Origin of the sequence: Streptomyces sp. NPDC048424 (genome assembly GCF_040651555.1) — a bacterium.
GTDB lineage: Bacteria > Actinomycetota > Actinomycetes > Streptomycetales > Streptomycetaceae > Streptomyces.
This window is the reverse complement of the sequence record NZ_JBEZKE010000030.1, coordinates 53947-72478: the sequence shown is the minus strand read 5'-3', so window position 1 is coordinate 72478 and position 18532 is coordinate 53947. Positions and strand designations below refer to the sequence as shown.

At 72.5% G+C, this 18532-nt stretch carries 13 protein-coding genes; 9 read left to right on the top strand and 4 right to left on the bottom strand.

Features of this window, described 5'->3' with window-relative positions; translation table 11 throughout:
• Positions 1 to 92: 92 nt before the first annotated feature.
• The 5 genes from AB0D29_RS31145 to AB0D29_RS31125 all read left to right on the top strand — a co-directional run bounded on the left by AB0D29_RS31145 (position 93) and on the right by AB0D29_RS31125 (position 7022).
• Positions 93 to 1373, top strand: coding sequence for an ABC transporter substrate-binding protein (locus AB0D29_RS31145; RefSeq protein ID WP_362858820.1), 1281 nt, complete (start codon positions 93 to 95; stop codon positions 1371 to 1373).
• A 218-nt stretch (positions 1374 to 1591) separates the two neighbouring features.
• Entirely contained in the window at positions 1592 to 3274 is a 1683-nt protein-coding gene (locus AB0D29_RS31140; RefSeq protein WP_362858819.1) for a glycoside hydrolase family 13 protein, read from the top strand.
• A 136-nt stretch (positions 3275 to 3410) separates the two neighbouring features.
• Positions 3411 to 4739, top strand: coding sequence for an ABC transporter substrate-binding protein (locus AB0D29_RS31135; protein WP_362858817.1), 1329 nt, complete (start codon positions 3411 to 3413; stop codon positions 4737 to 4739).
• 10 nt (positions 4740 to 4749) lie between these two features.
• Positions 4750 to 6081: an ABC transporter permease subunit gene (locus tag AB0D29_RS31130; RefSeq protein WP_362858816.1), complete on the top strand. Its 1332-nt coding sequence runs from the start codon at positions 4750 to 4752 to the stop codon at positions 6079 to 6081.
• Between the two features lie 110 nt (positions 6082 to 6191).
• On the top strand, positions 6192 to 7022 hold the full coding sequence (locus tag AB0D29_RS31125; RefSeq protein ID WP_362858841.1) for a carbohydrate ABC transporter permease: 831 nt from the start codon (positions 6192 to 6194) through the stop codon (positions 7020 to 7022).
• A gap of 33 nt (positions 7023 to 7055) precedes the next feature.
• Here AB0D29_RS31125 and AB0D29_RS31120 read toward each other — a convergent pair whose 3' ends face one another.
• Positions 7056 to 7979 carry a LysR family transcriptional regulator gene (locus AB0D29_RS31120; protein WP_362858814.1) on the bottom strand — a complete coding sequence of 308 codons (924 nt, stop codon included), beginning with the start codon at positions 7977 to 7979 and terminating at the stop codon, positions 7056 to 7058.
• A 79-nt stretch (positions 7980 to 8058) separates the two neighbouring features.
• On the opposite strand from AB0D29_RS31120, the gene AB0D29_RS31115 reads away from it, so the two are divergent.
• Both AB0D29_RS31115 and AB0D29_RS31110 read left to right on the top strand, forming a co-directional pair.
• Positions 8059 to 8787, top strand: a complete 729-nt coding sequence (locus AB0D29_RS31115) for a hypothetical protein (RefSeq protein WP_362858813.1) — start codon at positions 8059 to 8061, stop codon at positions 8785 to 8787.
• A 212-nt stretch (positions 8788 to 8999) separates the two neighbouring features.
• The gene (locus AB0D29_RS31110) at positions 9000 to 12446 is read left to right on the top strand and encodes an endo-alpha-N-acetylgalactosaminidase family protein (RefSeq protein WP_362858812.1); all 3447 of its coding nucleotides are present in this window, start codon (positions 9000 to 9002) and stop codon (positions 12444 to 12446) included.
• A 54-nt stretch (positions 12447 to 12500) separates the two neighbouring features.
• Here the strand turns inward: AB0D29_RS31110 and AB0D29_RS31105 are convergent, their stop codons facing one another.
• Entirely contained in the window at positions 12501 to 14315 is a 1815-nt protein-coding gene (locus AB0D29_RS31105; RefSeq protein WP_362858810.1) for a serine/threonine-protein kinase, read from the bottom strand.
• A gap of 127 nt (positions 14316 to 14442) precedes the next feature.
• Here AB0D29_RS31105 and AB0D29_RS31100 point away from each other — a divergent pair, with 127 nt between their 5' ends.
• On the top strand, positions 14443 to 15072 hold the full coding sequence (locus tag AB0D29_RS31100; protein WP_362858808.1) for a class I SAM-dependent methyltransferase: 630 nt from the start codon (positions 14443 to 14445) through the stop codon (positions 15070 to 15072).
• Between the two features lie 4 nt (positions 15073 to 15076).
• On the opposite strand, the gene AB0D29_RS31095 is transcribed toward AB0D29_RS31100, so the two are convergent.
• Both AB0D29_RS31095 and AB0D29_RS31090 read right to left on the bottom strand, forming a co-directional pair.
• On the bottom strand, positions 15077 to 15934 hold the full coding sequence (locus AB0D29_RS31095) for an AraC family transcriptional regulator (protein ID WP_362858806.1): 858 nt from the start codon (positions 15932 to 15934) through the stop codon (positions 15077 to 15079).
• A gap of 32 nt (positions 15935 to 15966) precedes the next feature.
• Complete coding sequence (locus AB0D29_RS31090) at positions 15967 to 16920, bottom strand: DMT family transporter (RefSeq protein WP_362858805.1); 954 nt, start codon at positions 16918 to 16920, stop codon at positions 15967 to 15969.
• Positions 16921 to 16949: 29 nt separating this feature from the next.
• On the opposite strand from AB0D29_RS31090, the gene AB0D29_RS31085 reads away from it, so the two are divergent.
• Positions 16950 to 18530 carry a PLP-dependent aminotransferase family protein gene (locus AB0D29_RS31085; protein WP_362858803.1) on the top strand — a complete coding sequence of 527 codons (1581 nt, stop codon included), beginning with the start codon at positions 16950 to 16952 and terminating at the stop codon, positions 18528 to 18530.
• The last annotated feature ends 2 nt before the right edge of the window (positions 18531 to 18532 follow it).

Sequence of the window (18532 nt, the reverse complement as noted above, 5' to 3'; positions counted from 1 at the left end):
CTGCATGGGCGTCTAGTATCGCCCATGCCTAACGGGTATATATAGGCCACGATGGTCGGCGGCGCAGCCGGATCGTGCACTGGGAGGAATCTATGCGGTGGATGCGTGCCGCGGGTAGAGCTCTCCTGGTGGGGGCGGTCGTACTGACGGGATTCAGCGGGTTCGGTGTCCGCGTCGACGCGGGCGCAGCTCCCGGGGAGCGCGACCGCGGCCCCCTGACGCTCGTGACGGCGGGCGATCTGACGGACTACCTCCCGCCGCTCCTGGACGACTGGAACGAGGCCCATCCCGACGAGCGCGTCACGCTCGTCGAGTTGCCCGACTCGGCGGACGAGACGCGGGCCCAGATGATCAGCGAACTGCGATCGGGGCGCGACAGGTTCGACGTACTGAACATCGACGTCGCCTGGACCTCCGAGTTCGCCGCGGCCGGATTGATCTCCCCGCTGCAGCGTGACCGCTTCCCCCTGGACGCCTTCCTGCGGCCGGTCGTCGACACCGCGACCTTCGACGGTCGGCTGTACGCGGTCCCGTACGTCACCAACGCGGGACTGCTCTACTACCGCAGGGACATCCTGGACCGGGAGGGCGAGGAACCGCCGCGCACCTGGGACGACCTGGTCCGCCAGGCACGCACGATCGCCCCGAAGTACGGATTGGACGGCTATGCCGGCCAGTTCCTGCCGTACGAGGGGCTCACCGTCAACGTCACCGAGGCCGTGCACTCGGCGGGGGGATCGATCCTGCGCGACGACGGCGACCGTGTGACGGTGGATTCCGACGCGGCGCGCGCCGGACTGCGGTTCCTCGCGGAGGGCGTGCGGGACGGCTGGATCGCCCGCGAGGCGCTCGGCTACAAGGAGGAGGAGTCGCGGCAGGCCTTCCAGGACGGTCGGCTGCTCTTCCTGCGGAACTGGCCCTATGCCTACGCGGACGCGAGCGCGGCGGGGTCGAAGGTCGCGGGCAGGTTCGGTGCGGTGCCGCTGCCCGGCCCCGACGGGCCCGGCACCAGCGTGCTGGGCGGCTCCAACCTCGCCGTGAGCAGCCATGCGCGGCATCCGGCGTCGGCGGCCGATCTGATCTCCTACCTCACCAGTGAACGCGTCCAGCGCCAAGTGCTCACCACGGGCGCGCTGCCGCCGGTGCGCGCCGCGCTGTACGAGGATCCCGAGCTGATCCGGGCGTATCCGTACCTGCCCACGCTGCGCCAGAGCGTGCTGTCGGCGGTGCCACGCCCGAAAAGTCCGCGCTACGACCAGGTGAGCCTCGCCGTGCAGGCCGTGGCGCAGGACCTGATGGCACTGCGCCAGACGCCCGAGCAGGCGGCGGCGCGGCTCTCGCGCGAACTCGGGACCATCTCCCGCAAGGGCTGATCGCACTGCTCCGCTCCTCCACCCTCTCAGGGCCTCTACTTACATGCTAAGTAGAGGCCCTTCTTCATGCATGCGGAGATTTCTCCGCAAACTACCCCACTGTTTCGCTGTTTCTGGACACATCGTTGACATCTTCCAGTCGCTGCTACTTAACATGCATGCATAACAGCGCACCCGATCCGGGGCGCTCTCGCATTCAGCAGACAGGTCGACGCGAGATGCTCAGCACCCTTCCGGCCGCCACCGGCCACCCCTCACCCGCCGCCATCACATCCGCCCCTTGGTGGCGCGACGCGGTGATCTACCAGGTCTACGTCCGCAGCTTCCTCGACAGCACCGGGGACGGCATCGGCGACCTGGCGGGCGTCCGGGCCGGGCTCCCCTACCTGAGGAAGCTCGGTGTCGACGGCATCTGGCTCAGCCCCTTCTACCCGTCGCCGCAGCACGACCACGGCTACGACGTCGCCGACTACTGCGGTGTCGACCCCGTCTACGGTGACCTCGCCGAGTTCGACCGGTTGGTGGCCGACGCCGGCAGACTCGGGCTCAAGCTGCTGCTCGACATCGTCCCCAACCACTGCTCCAGCGAGCACCCGTGGTTTCGCGCCGCGCTCGCCGCGGGACCGGGCAGCGCGCCGCGCTCCCGCTTTCACTTCGCGCCCGGCCGCGGCCCGGACGGGGCGGTGCCCCCCAACAACTGGCGTGCCATGTTCGGTGGTCCCGCCTGGAGCCGGATCACCGAGCCCGACGGCACCCCCGGAGAGTGGTACCTGCACCTCTTCACGCCCGAGCAGCCCGACCTGAACTGGCGCGACCCCGCCGTGGGAAACGAGTTCGAGCACGTGCTGCGCTTCTGGCTGGACCGCGGGGTCGACGGCTTCCGCATCGACGTCGCCGCCGGACTGTTCAAACACCCCGCACTGCCCGACTCCGACGATCCCGGAGCCGACGAGCGGGCCCGCGACGCCGTCAACCAGCTCGCGTGGAACCAGCCCGAGGTCCACGACGTGTGGCGCCGGTGGCGCTCGGTCTGCGAGGAGTACACCGCCCGGGACGGTCGCGAGCGGCTGCTGGTCGGGGAGGTGTCCGTGCCCACCGCACGCGAGCACGCCGAGTACGTCCGCCCCGACGAACTGCACCAGGCGTTCTTCTTCGACCTGCTCAGCGCCCCCTGGGACGCCGAGGCCTTCCGCGCGACGATCACCGCAGCGGTACGCGACATCGCGGGCACCGGCTCCACCGTCACCTGGGTCCTCAACAACCACGACCAGGTCCGCACCGTCACCCGCTACGCGGGGGAGCCCGGGGTGGAGGGCAGCGGGCTGGGAGCCGCCCGCGCCCGCGCCGCGGCCCTCCTGATGCTCGCGCTGCCCGGCGCCGCGTACATCTACCAGGGCGAGGAACTCGGCCTCCCCGAGGTCCTCGACCTGCCCGACGAGGTCCTCACCGACCCGATCTTCCATCGCACGGGCAGTCGCAAGCACGTCCGGGACGGCTGCCGCGTGCCCCTGCCCTGGTCCGGGCACGCCTCCCCGTTCGGCTTCACCCGGGAAGCGGCCGGCGCCAAACCGTGGCTGCCGCAGCCCGAGTGGTTCGCCGAGCACGCCACCGACCGCGCCCTGGCCGACACCCGTTCCTTCTGGCACCTCTACCGCGACGGCCTCCAGCTGCGGCGCAGCCTGCCGCAGCTCGGCGACGGCGCCCTGCGATGGCTGGACGCGCCACCGCAGGTGCTGGCGATCGCCCGCGGCGACGGCCTGATCTGCGCGGTGAACTTCGGCACGGAGCCGGTGCCCGCCCCGGTCCCCGGGACTCCGCTGCTCACCAGCGGCCCCTGTCCCGACGGGGTGCTCCCCGCGGCGACCGCCGCATGGTGGACGGCCGAGTGTCCCGGCCCGTGACCACCGGGAATCCCGTGCCGGATCCGGCCCCCACCCCTGACCTCCTCCTCCCCTCTCCCATTTCCCCGTACGCAACCCCTCCCAGCGAATCCAGGGCACACCCCCGTGGCCCCGGACTCCCACGAAAGGACCCCTCATGGGACGACCCAGCAGGACGACCCGCCGGACCGCGGCCGCCGCATCGGCTGCCCTCGCTCTCGCCCTCGGGGCCACCGCCTGCGGCGGCACCGGACCGGCCGGCGGCGGCGAACTGAGCGGCCAGACCGTGACCGTGGCAGGCGTCTGGACCGGCAGCGAGCAGAAGAACTTCAAGAAGGTCCTGGACGCCTTCACCGAGAAGACCGGCGCCAAGACGGTCTTCGTGCCTTCCGGCGACAACGTCTCCACCTTCGTCGGAAGCAAGATCGAAGGTGGCAACGCGCCCGACCTGGTCATGGTTCCCCAGGTGGGCGTGCTCCAGCAGTTCGCGAAGAAGGGCTGGCTCCAGCCCCTGTCCGACCAGGCCGCGCAGACCGCCGGCTCCACCCTCTCCCCGGTGTGGAGGAACTACGGCACCGTCGACGGCACGTACTACGGGCTCTACTTCAAGGCCGCCCACAAGTCCACCGTCTGGTACGCCCCCGAGGCCTTCACCCAGGCCGGCGTCAACGAGCCCAAGAGCTACACCGACATGCTGAAGGCCGGCCGCACCCTCGCCGACTCCGGCCGCCCGGCCTTCGCCATAGCCGGCGAGGACGGCTGGACCCTCACCGACTGGTTCGAGAACATCTACCTCTCCCAGGCCGGGCCGGAGAAGTACGACCAGCTCGCCCAGCACAAGCTCAAGTGGACCGACGACAGCGTCGTCAGGGCGCTGACCACCCTCGGCGAACTGTTCAAGGACAAGCAGCTCGTCGCCGGCGGTGCCCAGACGGCCCTGGGTACCGACTTCCCCTCATCGGTCGCGCAGGTCTTCGGACCCGAGCCCAAGGCGGGCATGGTCTACGAGGGTGACTTCGTCGGCGGGGTCGCCAAGGACCAGTTCGGCAAGAAGCTCGGAACGGACGCCAAGTTCTTCCCGTTCCCCTCGGTCGACGGCGGCAGGGCGCCGGTCGTCAGCGGCGGTGACGCGGCCGTCGTCCTCAAGGACGGAAAGAACAGCAAGGCCGGCATGAAGCTGCTCGAATTCCTGGCCGGCTCCGAGGCGGCGGAGGTCTGGGCCGGCGCCGGCGGCTTCCTGTCCCCGAACAACGAGGTCGACCTCGCCTCGTACGGCGACGACATCACCCGCAGCACCGCGAACTCGCTGATCGCGGCGGGCGACTCGATCCGCTTCGACATGTCGGACCAGGCCCCGGCCGCGTTCGGCGGCACCAAGGGCGCCGGCGAGTGGAAGCTCCTCCAGGACTTCCTGCGCGACCCGTCGACCCCGCAGGGCACGGCCGCACAGCTCGAGGCGGAGGCCGCCAAGGCCTACGGGAACTGAGGCGACTTCCATGGCTGACACCGTGACCGCCCGCAGCGCGGCCGACGGGCGGCGCCGGGCCCAGCGAAGGAAGCGCCGCCTCGCGGTCGTCTTCGTCCTGCCGGCCCTGCTGCTCCTCGGCGCGCTGGTCGCCTACCCGGTCCTCTTCTCCTTCGGCCGCAGCCTCTTCGACGCCGACGGCGACCGCTTCGTCGGGGCCGGGAACTACGCGGCGATCGTGCAGGACCCGGCCACCCTCAAGGCGATCCGCAACAGCGCCGTGTGGGTCGTCGTCGCCCCGACCCTGCTGACCGGGCTCGGGCTGATGCTCGCCGTGCTCACCGAGAAGGTGCGCTGGGCGACCGCGTTCAAGCTGGTGCTCTTCCTCCCGATGGCCGTGTCGTTCCTCGCCGCGGGCATCATCTTCCGGCTCGCCTACGAACAGGACCCGGCCCGGGGCGTGCTCAACGCCGCCGTGGTCGGCGTCCACGACGGTTTCGAGGACACCGCCGCCTATCCGACGGCCCGCGCCCGGGAGGGCCAAGGCCTGACCGGCGGCGCCGGCGGCCCGTACAGCACCGAGCACGTCGTACGTCCCGGCGGCTCGGTCAGTCTCGGCTTCATCGGGGTGGCACCCGGCTCGCTGCCCACCGGAGCGAAGGCCGCGTCCACGGACGCGCCCCGCACGGACGGAATCGGAGGTGTCGTCTACCTCGACTTCGCCCCCGGCGGCGCCGGCACGCCGGGCAAGGTCGACCCGGGCGAGAACGGTCTGCCCGGCATGACGGTCGAGGCCGTACGGGACGGGCGGGTGGCCGCGACCGCCGTCACCGTCGACGACGGGTCCTTCCACTTCGCCGGCCTGGCCGATGGCGAGTACACCGTCAGACTCCCCGCGACCAACTTCGAGGCCCCGTACCAGGGGGTGAACTGGCTCGGCCCGGCGCTGGTGACACCGGCCATCATCGGCGCCTACCTGTGGGTGTGGACCGGCTTCGCGATGGTCCTGATCGGCGCCGGCCTCGCGGCCATCCCACGGGACGCTCTGGAGGCCGCGCGCATGGACGGTGCCTCCGAGGGCCAGATCTTCCGCAAGATCACCGTGCCGCTGCTCGCACCCGTACTCACGGTCGTCTTCGTGACCCTGGTGATCAACGTGATGAAGGTCTTCGACCTCGTCTACATCATCGCGCCCGGACCGGTCCAGGAAGAGGCGAACGTGCTGGCCACCCGAATGTGGCTGGTCTCGTTCGGCGGCGGCAACGACCAGGGACTCGGCAGTGCGCTCAGCGTGGTGCTCCTCCTGCTGGTCGTCCCGGCGATGATCTTCAACATCCGGCGTTTCCGAAGGAGTGGATCGTGAGCAGCCACAGCACCATCGAGCGCCGACCGCCCCGGCGTTCGGCAGCGGTCCACCCCGTCCCCGGCCCGTCCGCGCCGAGGTCCGGGCTCCGGCGCCGGGGCGGAAACCGGCTGGCGCGCCTGCTGAGCAGCTCCCTCGTCCAGGGTGCCCTGATTCTGGTCGCCCTCGTATGGATCACTCCACTGGCGGGCCTGCTCATCTCCTCCATGCGCTCCGAGGGCGACAACGCCTCCGACGGCTGGTGGACCGCCCTCACCGACCCGTCCCAGTTGTCCCTGGACAACTACGGCGCCCTCCTGAAGGACTCCGGCATCGCGGAGGCCTTCGGGAACACCGTCCTCATCTCCGTGCCCACCACCGCCCTGGTGGTCGCCATCGCGGCACTCGCCGGATACGCCTTCGCGTGGCTGGAGTTCCCCGGCCGGGACGCCATCTTCCTGGTGGTCGTCGGCCTCCTGGTCGTACCCGTGCAGATCGGGCTGTTGCCCGTGGCCAAACTCTTCGGAGCGGTGGGACTGTTCGGCACGGTCGCGGGCGTCGTCCTCTTCCACGTCGCCTACGGGCTACCGTTCGCGATCTTCCTGTTGCGCAACTACTTCGCCGAGATACCGCGCGAAATGCTGGAAGCCGCCCGGATGGACGGCGGCAGCGAATGGCGGATCTTCTCGCGGCTGGTCCTGCCGCTCGGCCGCCCGGCCATCGCGAGCCTGGCCATCTTCCAGTTCCTCTGGGTCTGGAACGACATGCTCGTGGCGCTGCTCTTCGCGGACAGCGAGTCCCAGCCGCTCACGGTCGCGCTGCAGTCCCAGATGCGCCAGTTCGGAAGCAACATCGGCGTCCTGGCGCCGGGGGCGTTCCTGTCCCTGGTCGTCCCGCTGATCGTCTTCTTCGCCTTCCAGCGCCACTTCGTCCAGGGCGTGATGGCGGGATCGGTGAAATAGCCGCCGCATCCTTCGTCCGCCGGCCCCGTAGCGTCACTCCTGGGCCGGCGGTAGGCAGGCGGTTTGCCCTTCCCGGGCGGCAGTGCGCAGTGCGGCGATGACGGCGGTGTTCGTCGGGTTCGCGTTCTCGGTGTGACGGGTCGCGGCAAACAGGAGGCGTTGGATCGGGTGGTCCGCGAGGGGAGTCGTACGGATTCCGGGTGTGGTCGGGTCGATGGCCGTGCGGGGCACGAGCGCGGTGGCGAGGCCGGCACGTGCGAGGGTGAGCTGGGCGGCGATGTCGGCGGTGATGTACCGGGGTGTGGGTGTGAAGCCCGCACGGTGGCAGCCTTGCAGGATGGCTTGTCCGCAGTCCGTGGTCGGCGGTGGTACGGCGAGATCGTGCGCGGCCAGTTCCTGCAGGACGACGGGCCGGTCGTCGCCTTGGCCGGCTGCGGTGACGACGAGCAGCGGATCGTCGAGCAGGGGTGAGATGTCGATGCCCCTGGGTGTCGTGTCGGGCAGGTGGTGATAGCGCTGTCCCAGCACCACGTCGACGGTGCCGAGAGCGAGTTCGCGTAGTTGTGCCTGGTCGGTGATGAGGCAGGTCACGGCGAGCTGCGGGTGGCATGAGCCGAGTGCGGTGAGTGCGGGAGCCACGATCCTGGTGACGGTGGACGGCAGCGCGGCGAGTGTTGCGGTGGCGCCGACCGTGCCCTTGACCGCAGCGATGGCACTCTCGGCCTCCTCCATGGCGGCGAGGATCCGGTCGGCGTGTTCGAGCAGGACACGGCCGGCCTCCGTCAGCGCGACGGTTCGCCCGTCGGGGCGCAGCAGGTCGACTCCCACGTCGCTTCTCAGAGCGGTCAGTTGCTGGGACACGGCACCGGCGGTCAGCGCCAGGGACTGGGCGGCCGCGGTGATGGAGCCCCGGGCGGCGACGGTCTTGAGCATGTACAGGCGGCGGACATCGAGCATGAGTCGATAGATTAGCTAAAGGATTCCATGAGAAAAGAACCTCTTGACCTACTGAGTGGTGGTGGGTGACCTTCGGGCCATGGAAATCTCTCAGTGCATCGCCGCCGTGGCCCGTCCCATCCACGATTTCGGTGACGAGTTCATGTCCGACGAGGAGACCGCCGAGATCGGCCTGCGTGCCGGGTTCGCCCCAGGCCGTGGCTTCTACTGCCGCGGACGCTTCGGAGTGCTCGGCGAGGCGCCGGTCACGGTGGTCCAAGCGACACAGGGCTTCCTCGGCCCCCGGCTGGTGACGGCGGGCTGGCTGGCGGGACAGCCCGTGATGCCGGCGGAAGAGGCCGTCGCCCGCTACGCGCAGGCCGTCCGGGCGTGGGGGCGTGCGCACATCCCCGCCGACATCGACGTGGAGCACTTCAACCACCTGGCACAACAGCTGATCGATTCCGCCGACCCCGACGCACTGCCCCTGTTCGCGGGTTGGCGGGCACAACCCTGCCCCGGCGACGACCCGGCCGGAGCGGCCATGCAACGCGTACACGTACTACGGGAACACCGGGGCGCCTGCCATCTGGTGGCAGTGCGCCGGTGCGGGCTGAGCGCCCGAGCGGCCATGGTCGTCAACCTCGGTGTCGAGCAGGCGGCCCACTACGGCTGGCAGGAGCCGCAGCCCGTCGACACGGCCCAGATCCCCCGACGGCAACGTGCCGAGCGGATCACCGACGAGATGCAGATGCCGCTCTACGCTCATCTGACCAACCGGCAGCGCACCGAGTTCGCTCGGCTCGTCGAGGCGCTGACCGCCCCCTGACGAGCGGGTCTGCCACACGGGACCAACGATCGGATGAGCGACGAGACACCCCCTCCGGGCACTCCACGCGCAGTTAAGTCCAGGACGGCGCTCCGCTTTGTCCATGGGCCTGCCCGGCCCCGGTCCGCAAGCTGTCAGGTCAGTGAGCGGACCGCCCGGGGCTGCGTGCCGAGCGGTCTTCCGCCAAGGAAGCGCCGACTCCCGGAGGTCCGATGCGCATCCCCCTGTGGCCGGCGGCCGCGGCGGTGGCCGGTCTGGTCGCCACCCTGCTCGTGGCCGCGCCCGCCGCCCCCGCTTCGCCCGCCGCGCCCGCCGCACCCGTGACGATCACCTCGCCCGAGCTGTCCGTGAGCGTGGACAGCGGCTTCCCCCGGGTCATCGGCTACACCCGGCGCGCCACCGGCGACGTGCTGCACGGCAACGAGGACCCGCTGAGCGCGGTCGTCGTGAACGGGACCACCTACACCCCGGCCGTGACCTCGGCCCCCTCCGCCTCCGCCGTGGACTACGCGCTCGCCTTCTCCGGCGTGACCATCCGGGCCCGCATCGCGGTGACCGGTTCGACCGTGGAGTTCAGGGTCACCGCGATCGAGGACACCGCCGCCCTGCGCGTACGCAGCCTCGCGATCCCCGACCACCACCTCGTCAGCGTCCGCAGCGACCAGCCGGGCGCCGCGCTCTCCACGGCCACCATGCACACCGCAACCACCGGCACCGGGGACACCTTCACCCCCGTCACCGCGAGCACCCCCGTCGACGCCGCCGCGACCACCGTGATGTACGGACTGGTCAACACCGGCAGGCTGGCCGCCGCCATCGACTCCAACTCCCTCTACGACGCACCCTCCGGCCCCACCGCCCGCGAGAACGGCCGGATCAGCAAGAGGATCACCGACAAGGGCGCCTACCGCCGCGCCGGACTGTGGAGCGGCGCCTGGCTCCACCGCCCCGCGGGTGCGGCCGACACCGACACCGAGCCGCTCCCGTACGCCCGCATCGCCGTCACCGCCGACCGCAACGCGGACTCCGTCGTGGACTGGCAGGACGCCGCCGTCGCCTACCGGGACATCTGGACCCCGCCCACCGGCTGGCAGGACACCGCCGACCGGGTCGTGCAGCGGATCCCCTTCAACTTCGCCTCCCAGGCCACCCACCCCTTCGCGCAGACCCTCGACGAGACCAAGCGGGTCGGCCTGGCCACGGACGGCCTCGGACAGTTCGTCCTCCTCAAGGGCTACGCCTCCGAAGGGCACGACTCCGCGCACATGGACTACAAGAACATCGGCTCCAAACTCGGCGGCGCCGCCGGCCTGAACGCCCTCACCACGGCCGGGCACGCCTACAACGCCGACTTCGGCGTGCACATCAACGCCACCGAGGAGTACCCGGTCTCGGCCACCTTCGACCCGGCCCACCAGAGCGGCGGACTCGGCTGGGACTGGCTCGACCAGTCCTACTACGTGGACACGAGGAAGGACGGCCAGTCCGGCGGGCGGCTGAAGCGCCTGCAGGACCTCAAGGCCGCCGCCCCCGGACTCGACTTCCTCTACGTGGACGTCTGGTACGGCGACGGCTACGTCTCCCGCAGACTCCAGCGCGACATCGCCGGGCTCGGCCTCCAGCTGGCGACGGAGTTCCCCAACACCCTCACCGAGCAGTCCCTCTGGCACCACTGGGCGGCCGACGTCGACTACGGCGGCAGCGACCTGAAGGGCGTCAACTCCACCATCGCCCGCTTCATCGCCAACCACGCCAAGGACGACTGGATCGCCCGCCACCCGCTGCTCGGCGGTGCCGAGGTGACCGCGTACGAGGGCTGGCAGGGCAAGAAGGACTTCACCGCCTTCCTGAACACCACCTTCGGCGTCAACCTGCCGACCAAGTACCTCCAGGACTCCCCGGTCGTGAAGTGGACCGCGGACACGGTCACCCTCGCGAACGGCACCACCGTCACCACCACCGGCGGCAAGCGCCGGATCACCACGGCCGGTCGCACCGTCCTGTCCGGGGACGCCTACCTGCTGCCGCGCGACGGCAAGCTCTACCACTGGAACGACAAGGCGGGCCCGACCACTTGGGCCCTGCCCGCCGGCTGGACCGCCCCCAAGCTCTACCGGCTCACCGACACCGGACGCCGACTCGTCGGCGACCTCCCCGTGAGCCAGGGCCAGGTCACCATCGACGCCGCCGCCCGCACCGCCTACGTGGTCACCGACGGCGCCGCGCCCGCCCAGCCCGACCCGAAGTGGGGCGAGGGCACTCCGGTCAAGGACCCCTCCTTCTACGCGGGAGACCTGAACGCCTGGACCGTCACCGGGACCGGCGCCGCCGTCGCCCGCAACGCCCAGGGCCAGAGCGAACTCACCTTCGCCCCCGGCACCACCCCGGCCGTCTCCCAGCAGCTCACCGGCCTCACCCCCGGCACCCACGCCGCCTCCGTCTGGGTCTCCACCCCCGCCGGCCGGGCCACCACCCTCACCGTCACCCCGTCCGGCGGCGCCGCGGCCTCCGTGTACGCCGACTCCGCGCCGCTGACGAACAGCCTCGGCGGGAGCGAGAAGAACGGCACGAAGGCGCAGCGCATGAAGGTGCTGTTCGACGTCCCCGCCGGACAGTCCACCGCCACCCTCAAGCTGACCGCGGCCGCCGGATCCGGCACCGTCTATTTGGACGACGTCCGCGTGGTCCGCTCCGCCCGCACCCCGCTCGGCGGCCACTTCTTCGCCGAGGACTTCGAGAACACCGACGCGGGATGGGGTCCCTTCGCCTTCGGCGGCGCGGGCGGCTCCGCCACCGACCCGCGCACCCACATCGCCCAGCGCAACGTCCCGTACACGCAGGCCGGTTGGAACGGCAAGCTCGTCGACGACGTGATCGGCGGCCAGAACTCGCTCAAGTCGCACGAGGAGCGGACCGGGCTCGTCTACCGCACCCTCCCGCAGACCCTGCGGCTCACCCAGGGCCACTCGTACAAGGTGACCTTCTCCTACGAGAGCGGATTCGGCGGGGACTACCGGTTCGTCACCGGGTCCGGGACCACCGAGACCGCCACCGACCTGGACCAGGCCCGTACGCCCACCGTCTTCACCCGGACCTTCACCGCGGGCGCCGACGCCTGGATCGGCGTACGGAAGGTCACCCCCGAGAACTCCCACAACGAAGCCGACCTGATCCTCGACGACCTGACCGTGGACGACCTCGGACCGGTCGGCGGCGGCGAACTCCTCGTCCCGCAGGGCCGGATGAGCGTCAAGGCGGTCGACAGCCAGGAGACCACCGGCGAGAACGGCGCCGCCGCCAACGTCCTCGACGGCGACGCCGCCACCCTGTGGCACACCCAGTGGTACGACGCCACCGCACCCATGCCGCACGAGATCACCCTCGACCTCGGCGCCGCCTACGACGTCTGCGCCCTCCACTACCTGCCCCGGCAGTCGCAGAGCAACGGACGCATCGCCGGCTACGAGGTGTTCACCTCCACCGACGGCACCACCTGGGGCGCGGCCTCGGCCACCGGGACCTTCCCGAACTCGACGGCGCAGCAGGACGTCACCTTCTCCCCGCGCACCGCCCGCTACGTCAGACTCAGGGCCACGAGCGAGGTGGCCGGCCGTCCGTGGACCTCGGTCGCGGAACTCAACATCGGCTACCGGCCGTGAAGAAGCGGCCCTGCCCCGACCCCGCACTCGTCCCACTCGAGCCCGGGCCGTGGCTCAGTCGGTGATCAGCGGCTTGTCGGCCTCGGCCAATACCTCGTCCCAAGGAGCAAGGAGACCCGATCCGAGTCCGTCCCCCCGATCGTCCAACCCGCCCGCATAGACGAACACGGGTACGCCGTCGGCTCCCAAGTAGCCGACGGCGTACCGCCGGAACACCTTGGGCCCCGCCGTGGCAGGGGTGGGCTCACCCTGCCCGTAGCCCGGTTCGAGCCACTTGGAGCCTCCGGTGACCGAGTCGCGGAGATACGACCCCGCGTAGATCGGCATCGGCAGGTGGCCGGGCTTGGTGTCGTCCGGGGTGCGGATCCCCATCGAGGGCGCGCCCATGGCGAAGACGGTGCCGGAGGCGCGGTCCAGGCGGATCTGGATGTCGCCGGTGGACGGGGTGAGGTTGCGGTCGTAGGCGATGGTCATCGCGAAATCCTGTGCACGGGTGCGTCTTTCCCCGGAACCCTCGGGCAGCGGGTCGACCCTCTCGGCCGCCTTCCACTGCCCCGCGCTGGGCAGCCAGACGGCAACCACCGGCGGGGTCGTGGGGCTGCCGCCCACCGACGGGAACCCGCCCGCCGACCGGGATGGCATCGGGGTGGCGGCCGGCATGGTCGTCGGGGGCGCGGACGGCGTGGGCGTCGGGGGCGCCGGGGCCGGGGACGTGGCCCGTACGCCCGACGGCGCGGCGGCCTGCTCTCCGTCATCGCCCGCCCACAGCGGCGAGAAGCCGACGCCCACGACGGTCGCGGCCACCGCGACGGCGCCGACGACCGTCGCCCACGCTTTGGCCCGCTCCTCCCGGACGGCGGGCCCCACCTCCCGTGGCGGGACCGGCTGGGCCGGCCGGGGACGGGGCGGCCCTGGCCGGCCGGTCGCGGCCTCCCGCTCCTCCTGCTGCCGGGGCTCTTCCTCTACGTCCCATCCGGCGCGCACCACGTCGACCAGTGCGGCGGCGAGCGGTTCCGTGAGCGGTTCGACCGCGGTGTACGCGACGGTCGGGAAGGCGAGGGTGTCCGCGCAGCGTTCCGGTTCCGCGATGCCGTGGGCGAGCCGGGCCGCGGACGGGCGCCGCGACGGCTCCATCGAGAGTGCCGATGCCACCAACCGGCGCAACACGTCGGGCATGCCGAGCAGATCGGGTTCGCCGTCGACCGTCGCGCCCGTATCCCGGGCGGGATCGTCGAAGGGGTGTCGGCCCGTGCCGGCGTAGGCCACCAGGAGCCCCCACGCGAAGACGTCGGAGGCAGGACTGGTGACGGCGGCCGTGTACTGCTCGGGCGCCATCCACCGAGGGGTGCCGGTCCGCACGCCGGGGTCCGTGATGGCGGGCGCGCCGAGACGGTGGGCGATGCCGAAGTCCAGGACCTTCGGGCCATCCGGCGCGAGGATGACGTTCTCCGGCTTGATGTCGCGGTGGACCACTCCGGCGGCGTGGAAACCCGCCAGCGCGTGGGCCGTCGCGCCCGCCAGCGAGCGGAGTACGGCGTCCGGCAGCGGGCCGGAGGCCGCCACACGCTCGCGCAGAGTCGGGCCGGGTACGTACTGCGAGGCGAGCCAGGGCCGCGACGCGGTGGCGTCGCCGTCGACGAAGGCGGCCACGTACGGGCCGTGCACCCGCCGGAGAAGGTCCATCTCGCGGGCGAACCGGGCCCGGTGGTCGTCATCCGAGGCGAACGCGGAGTGCATCGCCTTCACGGCCACCCTCGAGCCGTCCGGAGCGGCAGCAGCGTAGACCGTCCCCATGCCCCCGGCGCCGAGGCGTCCGAGCAACCGGTACGAGGATATGCGGGACGGGTCGTCGTCGGTGAGGCTCTGCACGGTGCTCCTTGGGCGTAACGCGGACGGTGCATGCTGTCACGCTCCGGACCGGAGGCCGCGGGCGGTCCACCAACACCGCCCGGACCGGGCCCGGTACGGTGGTTCCCCCGAGACGAAGGGCGGACCGATGAGTCAACGCAAGTCGGCGGCAGAGGTGTTCGACGCGCTGGGGGAGCGCTACGAGGAGGTGTTCGGGCGGGTGCCCGGCCAGCTCGCGGCACTCGACTGGCTCACCGCCCGGCTGCCCGAAGGAGCCCGTGTGCTGGACGTGGGCAGCGGCACCGGGCGGCCCACCGCCGAGTCGCTGGTCCGCGCCGGCTGCGACGTGACCGGCATCGACGTCTCGGCGGCCATGGTCGCCCTGGCCCGCGCCCGGGTCCCGGGGGCGCGCTTCGAACAGGCGGACGTGCGCACGTACACACCCGAACCGGGCGGGTTCGACGCCGTGTGCGCCTTCTTCCCCCTCCTGGTGATGGACCAGCCGGAGGTCGCCGGGGCACTCGACCGCATGGCCTCCTGGGTCGTGCCGGGCGGGTACTTCGTGATGGCCACCGTGCCCGGGGACATCCGGGGCCTGGACATCGAATGGATGGGCCACGAGGTGACGGTCAGCAGCCTGTCCACGGCGGACCACCTGGCCCGGCTCGCCGACCGGGGCCTGGAGGTCCTGCACCACCACACGGCGTCCTTCCAGCCCGCCGACCCGCTGGCCGGCCCCGAGGACCACCTCTTCTGCTACGCGCGGCGGAGCCCGTGACCGGTCAGCGGACCGGCCCCCGCACCGACTGCTGGGCGCGGAAGCGTACGGGTGCCATGCCCTCGCGGCGGCTGAACAGCCGGCTGAAGTAGGCCGGGTCCTCGTAACCGACCCGCCGGGCGATCCCGGCGACCGGCAGGTCGGTGCGGGCCAGCAGCTCCTTCGCCCGGCTCAGCCTGATGCCGAGGAGGTACTCCTTGACCCCCTCCCCGGTACTGCGCCGCACCGCCCGGCGCAGCTGCGGCAGCGGCATCCCGAGCCGGGCGGCGTGCTCGCTCACGGATATCGGCAGCAGGGCGTCCCGCGCCAGCGCGTCCATCACGGCGTCCCCGTGCCGGGAGGTCTCGGCCCGGGCGTAGCGCAGGGCCACGAGCAGCCCGTGCACCGCGGCCGCGGCCTCGACCTCCAGCAGCGGTCCGCCGCGCCGGGCGGCCCGGACGATCCCGTCGACCACGTGCTGCACTCCGGCCGTGCCGCCGAGCGGAACCAGCGGGCGGTCCGGGGTCACGTAGCCCAGGTCGGTGTACGCCGCCACGGCGGGCCCGGCGAAGTCCACGAAGCACTCGTCCCAGCCGGTCAGCGGATCGGGCCCGTAGTGGTGTTCCACGCCCGGCACCAGCCACAGCAGCGCGGGCGCGGCCACCGGCTGCGGCGGCCGGCCCCCGTGGCTGAACCAGCCCCGGCCGCGGGTGACGACCACGGCGACGTGGTGGTCGAGGGCGCGCGGGCCGACCACCGGCAGCACGCCCTGCTGCATCCCCACCCCGAGGCAGACCAGTCCGAGTCTGCGGTGGTTGGCGGTGGGGGAGAAGTACCGCATCCAGCTGCTGTACGGGGGCGCGTGGCGAGCGGGCGTCGGCATCTGCGGATTGTGATCCACGAGCCCCGGGGCCCTCAAGGGGACGCCGGCGCCCGATCGCCGCTTGGCGTGCGCTCGGACGGTCCGGGGGCGCGGCCCGGGCGCAGGCCCACGGCCAGCCCCACGACCACGACGAACAGGCCCAGCCACACCGCCGGTCCCGGGATCCCGCTGCCGGCGAGGACCCCGGCGCCTGCCGCGGCCACCGGCGCGACGCCGGTCAACAGCCCGGCGCGGCCCGCGCCCACGGCCGCGACCGTCCGGTACCAGAGCAGGAACGCCACCGCCGTCACCATGACGGCGAGGTACCCCGCCGCCGCCCACTGGGCTGGCCCGAGCGTTCCCAGGTCGGCCGGGCGCTCGAAGACGACCGTGAGCCCCGCCAGCATCAGCGCCCCCAGCCACACCGCGTGCACGGACACCCCCCACGGGCCGTGCCGGCGCAGCACCGGGACGGCGAGCAGGGTGAACCCGGCCTCGCAGCCCAGCGCGAGCGCGGCCCAGCCCACCCCGGCGGCGTCCGTCCGGCCCGTGCCCTCGACCAGTACCGCACCGGTCACCACCACGGGAGCGGCCAGCAGCACCTGACGGCTGGGCCGCCGCCCCTCCAGGAACGGGCCGATCAGCCCCAGCAGGATCGGTACGGAGGCCACCGCGACGGCGATGACGGCCGGTTCGGCATGCGCCACCCCGCGCACGACGGCCACGTTGAACAGCACCAGTCCGGTCGCCGCGATCCCGGCCAGCCACAGCCACTCCCGGCCGCGCGGCCGCAGGACCGGAACCCGCGCGGCCCGGGCCAGCGCGACCAGCAACAGCGCGGCGGCGGCGTACCGGACGGCCTGCGTGGCGAACAGCGGGGCGTCGACGAGCGAGCGGGAGACGGTGACGCTGCTGCCGACCAGTGCCATCCCCGTGATGCCGGGGGCCAGGTCCCGGAAGGAGGTGGTGGGGGCCGCGGAGGCGGTCGAAGCGGAGGTTCTCTGCATGAGGTCCAGCGTGGCTCCACAATGGACCCGTGAGCAGGTCCAATGAAGGCGCGATCCGGGGGTCCAAAACGGCGGAGTCCACGAGCCCGAGCGGCTCGGACTTCCTCCAGCTCGACCTCGGCCAGGCCCCGCCGGGCGGCCGCACCGACTGGCTGGCCGGCCGGCTCCGCGCCGCCATCGCCGACGGCACGCTGCCCGTCGGCAGCCGGCTCCCGGCCAGCCGCGTCCTCGCCGCCGAACTGCGCGTCTCCCGCGGACTCGTCACCGAGGCCTACCAGCGGCTCGCGGAGACCGGTCAGGTCCGCGGCCGCGGCCGGGGCGGCACGGTGGTCGTCGCCGCACCGCCCCCGGCGGCGGGGCCGACGCCCGCCCCGGACCGCGGCGGGCTGGTGGACGCCCTGCGCGCCGTGCCCTGCCGGATCGACCTCTCGCCCGGGGTCCCCGACCTCACCGCCTTCCCCCGTACGGCCTGGCTGCAGGCCGAGCGCCGGGTGCTCGCCGGCCTGACCCCGGCCGACTTCGGCTACGGCAACCCCCAGGGCGCGCCCGCCCTGCGCGGGGCGGTCGCCGGCTGGCTGGCCCGCAACCGCGGCATCCGCGCCGACCCCGACGAGGTGGTGATCGTCGCGGGCGTCGCCCAGGCCCTGGGGCTGCTCGCGCAGGTCCTGCGGCAGGAAGGCGTGCACCGCGTCGCCGTGGAGGACCCCGGCTCGCTCGGTGCCCGGCAGCAACTGGAGTACGGGCGACTCGAGACCGTGCCCGTACCGGTGGACGAGGCGGGGCTCGACGTCGCCGGGCTCCGCGCGAGCGGGGCCGGGGCCGTACTGCTCACCCCGGCGCACCAGTTCCCGACCGGGGTGGTCCTCGACGGCGCGCGCCGCCGGGACCTGCTCGGCTGGGCGGCCGCCGGGGGCCTGGTCATCGAGGACGACTACGACGCCGAACACCGCTACGACCGCGCCCCCGTCCCCGCGCTGCGCGCCCTGCTGCCCGAGGCCGTCTGGTACGCCGGAAGCGTCTCCAAACTCCTCGCCCCCGCCCTGCGCCTGGGCTGGCTCCTGGTGCCGCCGCGGCTGCGCGACGCGGTGACCGCCGCCAAGCGCTACGCCGACCTGGGCAACCCGGTCCTCGCCCAGCTGGTCCTCGCCCGGCTGATGGACTCGGGCGAGCTGGAGCGGCACCTGCGCCACGTGCGGCGCCGCCACCGCCGCCGCCGCGACGCCATGCTCCGGGCGCTCGGCGAGCACCTGCCCGGGGCCCGGGTGCACGGCGCGGCGGCCGGCCTGCACCTGATGGTCACCTTCGACGGCGCCGGCTTCGAGGACACGGCCCTGGCCTCGGCGGCGCTGGCCCTGGGCGTCAAGACCCACCCACTGTCCTGGCACCGCGTCCGGCCGGGCCCGCCGGGCCTGATCCTCGGCTACGCGGCCGGCTCGGCCGGGGAGATCGAGGAGGGCGTCGCCACCCTGGGCACCGCCCTGCGCGAGGGGTTGGGCGAGGGCTTGGGCGAGGGCCTGCGCGGCGGCCCGGGCGGGCCTCCGGAAACCGGCCGGAAAGTTTTTCCGGATCGGCGGCAACCTCCCGGGGGGTCGCGCGTCGTGCGGGGGTGAAG

What these genes read in the sequence shown, in the direction of transcription:
- AB0D29_RS31145 (WP_362858820.1), top strand. Translation starts at nt 93, where the DNA reads ATGCGGTGGATGCGTGCCGCGGGTAGAGCTCTCCTGGTGGGGGCGGTC.
- AB0D29_RS31140 (WP_362858819.1), top strand. Translation starts at nt 1,592, where the DNA reads ATGCTCAGCACCCTTCCGGCCGCCACCGGCCACCCCTCACCCGCCGCC.
- AB0D29_RS31135 (WP_362858817.1), top strand. Translation starts at nt 3,411, where the DNA reads ATGGGACGACCCAGCAGGACGACCCGCCGGACCGCGGCCGCCGCATCG.
- AB0D29_RS31130 (WP_362858816.1), top strand. Translation starts at nt 4,750, where the DNA reads ATGGCTGACACCGTGACCGCCCGCAGCGCGGCCGACGGGCGGCGCCGG.
- AB0D29_RS31120 (WP_362858814.1), bottom strand. Translation starts at nt 7,979, where the DNA reads ATGCTCGATGTCCGCCGCCTGTACATGCTCAAGACCGTCGCCGCCCGG.
- AB0D29_RS31115 (WP_362858813.1), top strand. Translation starts at nt 8,059, where the DNA reads ATGGAAATCTCTCAGTGCATCGCCGCCGTGGCCCGTCCCATCCACGAT.
- AB0D29_RS31110 (WP_362858812.1), top strand. Translation starts at nt 9,000, where the DNA reads ATGCGCATCCCCCTGTGGCCGGCGGCCGCGGCGGTGGCCGGTCTGGTC.
- AB0D29_RS31100 (WP_362858808.1), top strand. Translation starts at nt 14,443, where the DNA reads ATGAGTCAACGCAAGTCGGCGGCAGAGGTGTTCGACGCGCTGGGGGAG.
- AB0D29_RS31095 (WP_362858806.1), bottom strand. Translation starts at nt 15,934, where the DNA reads ATGCCGACGCCCGCTCGCCACGCGCCCCCGTACAGCAGCTGGATGCGG.
- AB0D29_RS31090 (WP_362858805.1), bottom strand. Translation starts at nt 16,920, where the DNA reads ATGCAGAGAACCTCCGCTTCGACCGCCTCCGCGGCCCCCACCACCTCC.